Raw genomic sequence first — 10049 nt, 5'->3', positions numbered from 1 at the left:
CCAACCAACCAACCAACCAACCAACCAACCAACCAACCAACCAACCAACCAACCAACCAACCAACCAACCAACCAACCAACTCGTCCCAGCCAATCCGCTATCGATATCCCAACCTGTGACTCTGTATTGATGGGCCACCTGTGATAACAAGAGCACGTCCCATCACCTCCTCCCCCTACCCGCAACGCAATTACCCTGACGGGCAGATGCGAGCAGTGAACCCCATCTACAGAGCTAAAGGAGTGATAAACAGAATAAGCGGAGCCTCGCTAACGCAATGCAGCAGAACTGCGACTGGCATACGTACAGGGCCAACCGACTGGCAGAGACAGAGCAATGATAATTCGCAGAGAAAGCGGGAAAGATTGTCAGTGAAGAGAGTTGTTGCGCCGATTGCTCAACCGACACATCAGTAGTTGCCACGATGCAAAGATAAAAAAATGGCAGCCATCAGGCTGCCATCGGGAGAGCACGATTCAGCGATCAGAGGGTCGCAGCGACTTCATCGGAGATGGAGCCGTTGTGATACACCTCTTGCACGTCGTCCAGATCTTCCAGCATGTCGATCAGACGCATCAGCTTGGGTGCAGTCTCTGCATCCAGCTCCGCTTCGGTGGAGGGGATCATGGTCACTTCGGCGCTCTGGGCCTTGAAGCCGGCAGCTTCCAGACCGTCCAGCACGGTACCGAAGTCGTTCGGGGTGGTGTACACCTCGATAGTGCCATCCTCTTCGGTGACCACGTCATCGGCGCCCGCTTCGAGCGCGGCATCCATCAGGGCATCTTCGTCTACGCCCACGAAGGTCAGCAGACCTTTCTTGCTGAACAGATAGGCGACGGAGCCGTCGGTACCCAGGTTGCCACCGCACTTGCTGAAGGCGTGGCGCACTTCGGCTACGGTACGGTTACGGTTATCGGTCAGGCACTCTACCATCACGGCAGAGCCAGCCGGGCCGTAACCTTCGTATACGATGGTCTCGAGCTGTTCGCCATCGCCACCACCGGCGCCACGCTGAATGGCACGGTTGATGGTGTCGCGGGTCATGTTGTTGGTCAGGGCGGCAGTCACCGCAGCACGCAGACGCGGGTTGTTGGCCGGATCGGCATCACCCAGACGCGCGGAGGTAGTGATTTCGCGGATCAGTTTGGTGAAGATCTTGCCACGCTTGGCGTCCTGAGCGGCCTTGCGGTGTTTGATATTGGCCCATTTACTGTGACCTGCCATAGAGACTCTCCGTTATTTTTTAAATGTCAGTAACACTGATCATGACTAACCCAAGGGAAACACAGAGGCCGCACGGCGGCGGCCTCCGGTGCCGGTATCGGCTTACTCGTCGCCCTTGACGGTGGTTGCAATCGCCAGCTCACCCAGTTGGGCGGCATTGGCAAGGCTGGGGGCGTCTGTCATCAGACAGGCAGCCGCGGTCGTTTTCGGGAAGGCGATGACGTCCCGAATGTTTTCGGTGCCGGTCAGCAGCATGCTGAGACGGTCCAGACCGAAGGCCAGACCGGCGTGCGGCGGGGTACCGTACTTCAGCGCATCCAGCAGGAAGCCGAATTTCAGGCGCTGCTCGGCCGGGGTGATACCCAGGATATCGAACACGGTGGATTGCATCTCGCTGTTGTGGATACGGACAGAACCGCCACCCACTTCGTAGCCGTTGATCACCATGTCGTAGGCGTTGGCGTAAGCACCCACAGGGTTGGCTTTCAGCTCGGCCGGGCTCATGTTGCTCGGCGCGGTGAACGGGTGGTGCATGGCGGCCAGACCACCTTCACCATCTTCCTCGAACATCGGGAAGTCGATGACCCACAGCGGTTTCCAGCTGTTCTCCAGCAGGCCCAGATCGCGACCCACTTTCAGACGCAGGGCGCCCATGGCATCGCAGACCACTTTCTTGCTGTCAGCGCCAAAGAAGATGATGTCGCCGTCGGCAGCGCCGGTACGGGCCAGGATCTCGCGCACGATGGCGTCAGAGAGGAACTTGGCAACCGGAGACTGCACGCCTTCGATACCATTGGCCGCTTCGTTGACCTTCATCCAGGCCAGGCCCTTGGCACCGTAGATGCCGACAAACTTGGTGTATTCGTCGATCTGCTTGCGAGAGAGCTCGGCACCGCCCGGCACTTTCAGGGCAGCCACACGGCCTTTCGGATCGTTGGCGGGGCCCGCGAACACGGCGAACTCGACAGCAGTCAGCAGATCAGCCACATCAACCAGCTCCATTGGCAGACGCAGGTCCGGCTTGTCGGAGCCGTAGCGACGCATGGCTTCGTCGAAGGTCATGATCGGGAAGTCGCCCAGATCCACGTTCAGGATATGCAGCCACAGTTTGCGGATCATCTCTTCCATCACTTCACGCACTTGCGGTGCGGTCATGAAGGAGGTCTCCACGTCGATCTGGGTGAATTCCGGCTGGCGGTCGGCACGCAGGTCTTCGTCACGGAAGCACTTGACGATCTGGTAGTAGCGATCGAAGCCGGACATCATCAGCAACTGCTTGAACAGCTGGGGGGATTGCGGCAGCGCGTAGAACTTGCCCTTGTGCACGCGGCTCGGCACCAGATAGTCACGGGCACCTTCCGGGGTGGCCTTGGTCAGCATCGGGGTCTCGATATCGAGGAAGCCGTGCTCGTCCATGAAGCGGCGTACGAAGGCGCTGGCCTTGGCACGGGTCTTCAGGTACTTGGCCATCTCGGGACGACGCAGATCCAGGTAGCGATACTTGAGGCTGATCTCTTCGCTGTTGACCTGATTGAAGTCCAGCGGCAGCGGCTCGGCACGGTTGATGATGTTAAGTTCGTGGGCGAACACTTCGATGGCGCCAGTGGCCATGTCGCTGTTGCGCTGGGACTCGGGACGGGTGCGCACCACGCCGGTCACCTGGATGCAGAACTCGCCGCGCAGCTCGGAGGCCAGGGCGAACGCCTCCGGCTTGTCCGGATCGAAGAACACCTGAACGATCCCTTCCCGGTCGCGCATATCGATAAAGATCAGACCGCCGAGATCACGACGACGATGAACCCAACCGCACAATGTAATGGTCTGCCCTGCATGGGCCTCATTGACCTGTCCGCAATAGATAGAGCGCATGGACTTCTTCCTTCGAAATTGTAGAGAGACGGTTAACCTTGGGCCGCCGGGCACGACTGGCAAGCACCGTCTGTCTCACAGCTGGCCAGATTCTTTTTCTTACCCGGTTTGAAATCAGTCTCGTACCATCCGGTTCCCTTGAGCCGGAAGCCTGCCGCCGATATCAGCTTGACCAGATTCGGCTTGCTACAGGCCGGACAGTCGGTCAGGGGGGCATCGGAAAGCTTTTGCAGTTTTGCCAATTCATGGCCACAGACGTCGCAACGATATTCGTAGATAGGCATGGGTCACAAGAAATTGAAAAACAAAAGGGCTGGCATTATAGAGGAAAACCCCCTTTTGGGTAAAATGGCCAGCAGCCTCCTTTCGCCAGTTTTTTGCACTCGATGGCAAAAAGCGGGCAAAAAATCGGCACGAATGCACCAAGAGCGAAGAGAATAGCCATCATGAGCCTCTATTTGGGCCTGCCACAGTGGTCCCACCCCAGCTGGCCCGGCCAGTTGCTGGGCCTTGGCGCCAAGCCTGCCGAACACCTTGCCCACTACGCCACCGTGTTCAATTCGGTGGAGGGCAACACCACCTTCTACGCCCTGCCGACACCGGACATAGTTCAGCGCTGGGCCGATGCGGTGCCCGATCACTTTCGTTTCAACTTCAAGTTTCCGCAAACCATCAGCCACCAGAGCGATTTGGTGAGCACAGACAAACAGGTTGCCGACTTTATTCGCCTGCTTGCCCCGCTGCACGACAAGCTGGGGCTGCTCACCCTGCAGTTGCCCGCCCGTTTCGGGCCACAGGGGCTGGCCAGACTGGCGGCCTTTATCGAGCGGCTGCCACGGGCGTTTCGCTACGCCCTCGAAGTGCGTCATCCCGACTTCTTCGCCAAGGGGGAGGCCGAGCGGGCCTTGAACCGGCTGCTGATGGAACAGGGAGTGAACCGGGTGATGCTCGACAGCCGGCCACTCTTCTCGGTGCCAGCAACCACGCCATCCCTTGTCGATGCCCAGGGCAAGAAGCCACGCCTGCCGGTACATCTGCTGGCCACCGCCAACGCTCCCATGGTGCGCTTTATCGGCCTGCCGGATCCGGCGGCCAATCACCCCTTCCTGCCCAGCTGGCTCCCCCACTGGCGCCAGTGGCTTTCCGAAGGCAAGGATCTTTACCTCTACATCCACACGGCCGACAACACCCAAGCCCCCGAGCTGGCCCGTCAGGTGAGTCGTCTGCTGGGGCAGGAGATGGCCCCCTGGCGGGGTGAAAACGATCGCGCACGGCAGGGAGTGCTGCGCTTTTAACCAGTGGCACAAGCAACCCTCGCAGCCCCCCGAAAACGCAGTAAAAAAAGGGCGATTTTTGTGGTTTGGCAGGGCCCGGCGTCAAGACAAATGGCCGTCAATCCTCTACACTAGCGCCCCATGCAAGGAGCCCTGTCACCGTTACTGTTAATCAGTGGTAACAAATGACTCGGCTCTGGATAAGGGTCCGGAGATGACCCCTACGAACAGGACCGGTCACCAGGAGCTCATGACCGACTACCCCGTTCGTAAACAGGTGATGAGCCACCCCCAGACGGGTGCCCCCCAACGATTCAATTGAACAAAGCAGTCGGCCGATATGCCGGCTGTCAGGTTGCGCCAGCATGCAGACCAAAGACCAAATTTTTGCCGCCCCGATCGCCCGATTGGGCGACTTTTGTTTTGACGAACAGGTCGTCGACGTATTTCCCGATATGATCCAGCGCTCGGTGCCGGGTTACAGCAACATCATCTCAGCCATCGGCATGATGGCCGCCCGCTACGCCCAACCCGAGAGCCGTCTCTATGATCTCGGCTGTTCGCTTGGCGCCGCCACCCAGGCGATGCGTCGCCATATCAGCCAGCCCGGCTGCCGCATTACCGCGGTGGACCTCTCCCACCCGATGATCGAGCGCGCCCGCGCCCACCTCTCCGGTTTCAAATCCGAGGTGCCGGTGGAGCTGGTGGAGGCGGATATCTGCGACATCGAGATTGAGAACGCTTCCGTGGTGGTGCTCAACTTCACCCTGCAGTTTGTCGAGCCCGAGAAACGGGCAGCCCTGATCCAGCGCATTCACGACGGTTTGCGCCCGGGCGGGATCCTGATCCTGAGCGAGAAGTTCCGTTTCGAGGATGAGCCGGTCAACGAGCTGCTCATCGATCTGCACCTCGACTTCAAGCGGGCCAATGGCTATAGCGAGCTGGAGATCAGCCAGAAACGCACTGCCCTTGAGAACGTGATGCGCACCGACAGCCTGGAGACCCACCGCGCCCGCCTGCGCGACGCCGGTTTCATCCATCAGGATCTCTGGTTCCAGTGCTTCAACTTCGGCTCCATGATTGCCATCAAATCCAGCGACGCCCAGCCATGATCGACTTTGCCAATTTCTATCAACTGATTGCCAAAAACCGGCTGAGCCACTGGCTGCATACCCTGCCCGCCCAGCTGCACGCCTGGCAACATGACAACCAGCATGGCGATCTGCCGCGCTGGAACCGCGCCCTCAACAAGCTACCGGTGGTCTCCCCCGGCAACATCGAGCTGAAAAGCCGGGTCGAGATAGGCTCGGCCGAGAGCCTGGGCGAAGGGGAGCGCAAGAAGGTCGAGAGCCTACTGCGCCACTTTATGCCCTGGCGCAAGGGGCCGTTCACCGTGCATGGCATCCACATCGATACCGAATGGCGCTCCGACTGGAAGTGGGATCGGGTGCTGCCCCATATCAGCCCGCTCGAAGGCCGTTACGTGCTGGATGTGGGTTGCGGCAGCGGCTACCACCTCTGGCGTATGGTGGGTGAAGGAGCCAAGCTGGCGGTCGGCATCGATCCGAGTCCGCTGTTTCTCTGCCAGTTCGAGGCCATTCGCCACTTCGCGGGCAATGATCAACGCGCCCACCTGTTGCCGCTCGGCATTCAGGAGCTGCCGGAGCTGCGCGCTTTTGACACCGTCTTCTCCATGGGGGTGCTCTATCACCGCAAATCTCCCATCGAGCACATCGAGCAGCTGCGCAATCAATTGAAAGATGATGGCGAACTGGTGCTGGAGACCCTGGTGATCGAGGGCGGGGTCAACGACGTGCTGATGCCCACCGACCGTTACGGCAAGATGCGCAACGTCTGGTTTATTCCCTCAAGCCGCGCCCTCAAGCTGTGGGTCGAGCGCTGCGGCTTCACCGACGTGCGGATAGTAGACGAGAATATGACCAGCACCGACGAACAGCGTCGTACCGACTGGATGATTAATGAATCCCTGAGTGACTATCTGGATCCAGACAATCCGGCACTCACGGTAGAAGGACACCCGGCGCCGAAACGTGCCGTACTGATTGCCCGCAAGGCCAAAGACTAGCCGGTGGCGCTTGTGGAAGTTACACTGACCCAATTCCAGGAAGCACAGTTAAATGAATGACATGAAAAGCAAATTAAAAGGAATGACCCTGCTCTCCCTGCTCAGTCTCGGCGGGTGTGTCAATATGGAAAAAACGCCTCAGGTTCCCGCTCTGACACTGGCCGAGCTTCGTAGCGAGCTGAGCCAGAGCGAGCAGCGCCTGCAAACATCCATGGAACAGCAACAGAAGCAGTATGTGCAGCAACAGCACCTGCTGGTTCAGCTCAACACAGATGTCACCAATATGAAAGAGTCCGTCAAGCAAGTAGACCACAAGCTCGCAGCTCTCCCCTCCGAGCCGCCCAAACCGATGGCGATCCCCACCGAGAAGTGCCCGGCCCCCAATCAGGGCCACACCATCGATGGCAAGCTGATGGTCGGTGAAGCGGAGTGGATCTGGGTTGATGCCGCCAACGACGCCTTCCAGGCCCGGGTCGATACCGGTGCGACCACCTCCTCCATCAGTGCGCAGGAGATCACCATTTTCGAGCGCAACGGCAAAAACTGGGTGCGCTTCTTCCTGAGCCATCAGGATGTGGACGACAAGATCCAGATCGAAGCGCCGCTGGTACGTCACGTGCGGGTGCGTCAGGCCTCTGCCGATGATCTGGACCGCCGTCCGGTGGTGCGTCTGGCCGTGCGCATTGGCGACATGACCGAGAAAGCCGAATTTACCCTGAAAGACCGCAGCGATATGACCTTCCCGGTGCTGCTGGGTCGCGAATTTTTGAAAGACATCGCCGTGGTTGATGTGGCCCGCGAATATATCCAACCCAAACCCAAGCTCAAGGATGTGAAATAATCCATGGTTTCCCGTAAGCCGTTCTATTTGCTGGTAGCCCTGCTGTACATTGTCGGCCTGGGGATGACGATCTATCACCATATCGCGTTGGATGTGCCGCTGACGCCCGGTGAAAAGCGCCAGATCTGGTCCATCGAAGCCAAACTGGAGTTCGAAGCTACCGGTGAGCCAGTGATCGCCTCCCTGGCTATCCCGGGCACCCAGCCCGGTTTCACCCTGATGAACGAGAACGCCGCCAGCCCCGGCTACGGCCTCTCCTTCGTCGAGAAGGATGGCGATGCCCGTGCCGAATGGTCGATCCGCAGTGCTACCGGCCGTCAGGAGCTCTACTATCGCGTCGACATGATGGCGGATGCCCACGCCAAGCCGGCCGCCAACCCGCAGCCGCCCGCTATCGAAAAGCAGATCGAGAGTGAGCCCTATGCCACTGCGATGAAGCAGATCCTGGAGCGCGCCCAGGAGCGCTCTGCTGACGGCTATACCCTGACCCGCGAGATCATCAAGGAGATCGAAAAGCAGGAGCAGAACGCCGAGCTACTGAAAAAGCACAAGAGCCGCGCCAACCTGATCGCCGAGTTGCTCAACAATGCTGATGTGCCGACCCGCGTAGTGCATGCCCTGAATCTGGAAGATGGTCGCCGTCGTCAGGAGCTGGTCGATTACCTGCAGGTGTTCAACAGCCCGACCGACTACAAGCTGTTCAACCCGCAAACCGGTGAACAGGGTCGTCCTGCCAACCTGCTGCTGTGGGAGTATAACTCCGGCGCCCTGCTGGATGTGACAGGTGGTCACAACTCCCGTGTCAGCTTCTCGATGATCGAGCAGGAGCAACCGGTCAGCGTGGCACTGGCCCAGAAGTTTGAAAAATCAGAGATGATGAACTTCTCCATCCATAGCCTGCCGCTGGAAGAGCAGACCTTGTTCAAGGGCTTGCTGCTGATCCCCATCGGTGTGCTGATGGTGGTGTTCTTGCGCGTCATCGTCGGCATCAAGACCTCGGGTACCTTTATGCCGGTGCTGATCGCGGTCGCCTTTATCCAGACCCAGCTGATCACCGGTCTGGTAGGTTTCCTGCTGATCGTCGGCACCGGTCTGGTGATCCGCTCCTACCTGTCGCGGCTCAACCTGCTGCTGGTCGCCCGAATATCGGCCATCATCATCATGGTGATCTCGATGATCGGTATCTTCTCCGCCTTTGCCTTCAAGCTGGGGCTGACCGACGGTATGAAGATCACCTTCTTCCCGATGATCATCCTCTCCTGGACTATCGAGCGGATGTCCATCCTGTGGGAAGAAGAGGGCCCGAAAGAGGTATTCCGTCAGGGCGGTGGCTCCCTGCTGGTGGCCATCATCGCCTATCTGGCTATGGATAACGAATTGATCCGTCACCTCACATTCAACTTCCTCGGCCTGCAGCTGGTGCTGATGGCGACCGTGCTGTTGATGGGTAACTACACCGGCTACAAGCTGAGCGAACTCAAACGCTTCAAGCCGCTGGTGGACGAGATCAAGTCTGGCGCCACCCCGGGTAAGGACAAGTAACAGATGTGGTTCTGGGAAAAGTACACTACCCCGTGGAGCCTGTCGCAGGCAGGTATCCTCGGCATGAACAAGCGCAACCACTCCTATATCAGCCGCTACAATCCGCGCAGCCTCTATCCGCTGGTGGATGACAAGCTGCAAACCAAGCGTATCGCGCTGGATGCGGGCGTGACGGTGCCCGAGCTGATCGGCACCATCCGAGCCCAGCACGACGTGGGTCGTATCACCGAGCTGGTGAAGGATTGGCCTGGCTTCTGTATCAAGCCGGCTCGAGGCTCGGGCGGCAAGGGGATCCTGGTGATCCTGCGCCAGGAAGAGGGTCTCTTCTACAAGCCCAACGGCAGCGCCAGCAACGGCCAGGATCTGGAGCGCCATGTCTCCAACATTCTTGCTGGACTCTATTCGCTGGGGGGCAAGCCGGACGTAGCGCTGGTCGAAGGCCTCATCAACTTCGATGACGTGTTCGACGGCTACTCCTTTGAAGGGGTGCCCGATGCCCGGGTGATCATCTTCAAGGGGTTCCCGGTGATGGCGATGATGCGTCTCTCAACCTCTGCCTCCGACGGCAAGGCAAACCTGCACCAGGGCGCCGTGGGAGTGGGTCTGTGCCTACGTACTGGCCGCGCGCTGCGGGCGGTGCAGTTTGGCAATCCGTTGCGACACCATCCTGATACAGGTCTCGACCTCTATGAGCTCAAGGTGCCCCACTGGGATACTCTGCTCACCCTCGCTGCCTCCTGTTACGAGATGTCGGGTCTGGGCTATATCGGTACCGACATGGTGCTGGACAAGTTCCGCGGCCCCATGCTGCTGGAGCTCAACGCCCGCCCAGGTCTGGCCATTCAAATCGCCAACGGTCGTGGCCTGGTGCCCAACCTCAAGACCATCGAGAAGCTGGGCCAAGTGAAGATGAGTGTGGCGCAGCGGGTCAGCTTTGCCAAAGAACACTTCGGGATCTTTGAGGAATAATGCCTCTGCTTGTGAACTGAGCGCGCCGCCTATGGCGCGCTTTTTTATAGCTCTTATCTGTCTGTTGGCACATCCCGTTTCCAGCCCCAGGGTCAGCATCTCATCCCTAAACGACGAGTACGTCAGCTAACGGCAGCTTGGAACAGCGAGGGGCGAAGAGGAGAAGGGGCGAAAAGAGTGTGGCCAATATGTCAGGGGATAGATAAATCGCAGGTATAAAAAAACCGGCGCAAAGACGCCGGT

Annotated in this window: 9 protein-coding genes; 6 read left to right on the top strand and 3 right to left on the bottom strand. The window is 59.0% G+C overall.

Annotated elements, in window-relative coordinates:
• Positions 1-484: 484 nt before the first annotated feature.
• The 3 genes from G5171_RS04300 to G5171_RS04290 all read right to left on the bottom strand — a co-directional run bounded on the left by G5171_RS04300 (position 485) and on the right by G5171_RS04290 (position 3378).
• Entirely contained in the window at positions 485-1225 is a 741-nt protein-coding gene (locus G5171_RS04300) for a YebC/PmpR family DNA-binding transcriptional regulator (RefSeq protein ID WP_005337681.1), read from the bottom strand.
• A 102-nt stretch (positions 1226-1327) separates the two neighbouring features.
• Positions 1328-3094 carry an aspartate--tRNA ligase gene (gene aspS, locus G5171_RS04295; RefSeq protein ID WP_005361614.1) on the bottom strand — a complete coding sequence of 589 codons (1767 nt, stop codon included), beginning with the start codon at positions 3092-3094 and terminating at the stop codon, positions 1328-1330.
• Positions 3095-3126: 32 nt separating this feature from the next.
• Positions 3127-3378, bottom strand: a complete 252-nt coding sequence (locus tag G5171_RS04290; protein WP_005337686.1) for an FmdB family zinc ribbon protein — start codon at positions 3376-3378, stop codon at positions 3127-3129.
• 162 nt (positions 3379-3540) lie between these two features.
• On the opposite strand from G5171_RS04290, the gene G5171_RS04285 reads away from it, so the two are divergent.
• The 6 genes from G5171_RS04285 to G5171_RS04260 all read left to right on the top strand — a co-directional run bounded on the left by G5171_RS04285 (position 3541) and on the right by G5171_RS04260 (position 9806).
• A complete protein-coding gene (locus G5171_RS04285; protein WP_421259878.1) occupies positions 3541-4389 on the top strand; it encodes a DUF72 domain-containing protein in 849 nt (282 codons plus the stop codon).
• 344 nt (positions 4390-4733) lie between these two features.
• Entirely contained in the window at positions 4734-5480 is a 747-nt protein-coding gene (gene cmoA, locus G5171_RS04280; RefSeq protein WP_216978439.1) for a carboxy-S-adenosyl-L-methionine synthase CmoA, read from the top strand.
• Positions 5477-6454: a tRNA 5-methoxyuridine(34)/uridine 5-oxyacetic acid(34) synthase CmoB gene (gene cmoB / locus G5171_RS04275; protein WP_216978438.1), complete on the top strand. Its 978-nt coding sequence runs from the start codon at positions 5477-5479 to the stop codon at positions 6452-6454. The genes cmoA and cmoB overlap by 4 nt, the downstream gene beginning before the upstream one ends.
• A gap of 52 nt (positions 6455-6506) precedes the next feature.
• A complete protein-coding gene (locus G5171_RS04270; RefSeq protein ID WP_279463262.1) occupies positions 6507-7295 on the top strand; it encodes an ATP-dependent zinc protease in 789 nt (262 codons plus the stop codon).
• A 3-nt stretch (positions 7296-7298) separates the two neighbouring features.
• Positions 7299-8837, top strand: a complete 1539-nt coding sequence (locus G5171_RS04265; protein ID WP_216978437.1) for an inactive transglutaminase family protein — start codon at positions 7299-7301, stop codon at positions 8835-8837.
• Between the two features lie 3 nt (positions 8838-8840).
• Entirely contained in the window at positions 8841-9806 is a 966-nt protein-coding gene (locus G5171_RS04260) for an alpha-L-glutamate ligase-like protein (protein WP_236345234.1), read from the top strand.
• Positions 9807-10049: the final 243 nt, after the last annotated feature.

The organism is Aeromonas sp. 600774, from assembly GCF_049175075.1.
GTDB classification, from domain to species: domain Bacteria; phylum Pseudomonadota; class Gammaproteobacteria; order Enterobacterales; family Aeromonadaceae; genus Aeromonas; species Aeromonas veronii_A.
The sequence above is the reverse complement of the archived record's forward strand: the minus strand, read 5'-3'. Positions and strand labels throughout refer to the sequence as shown.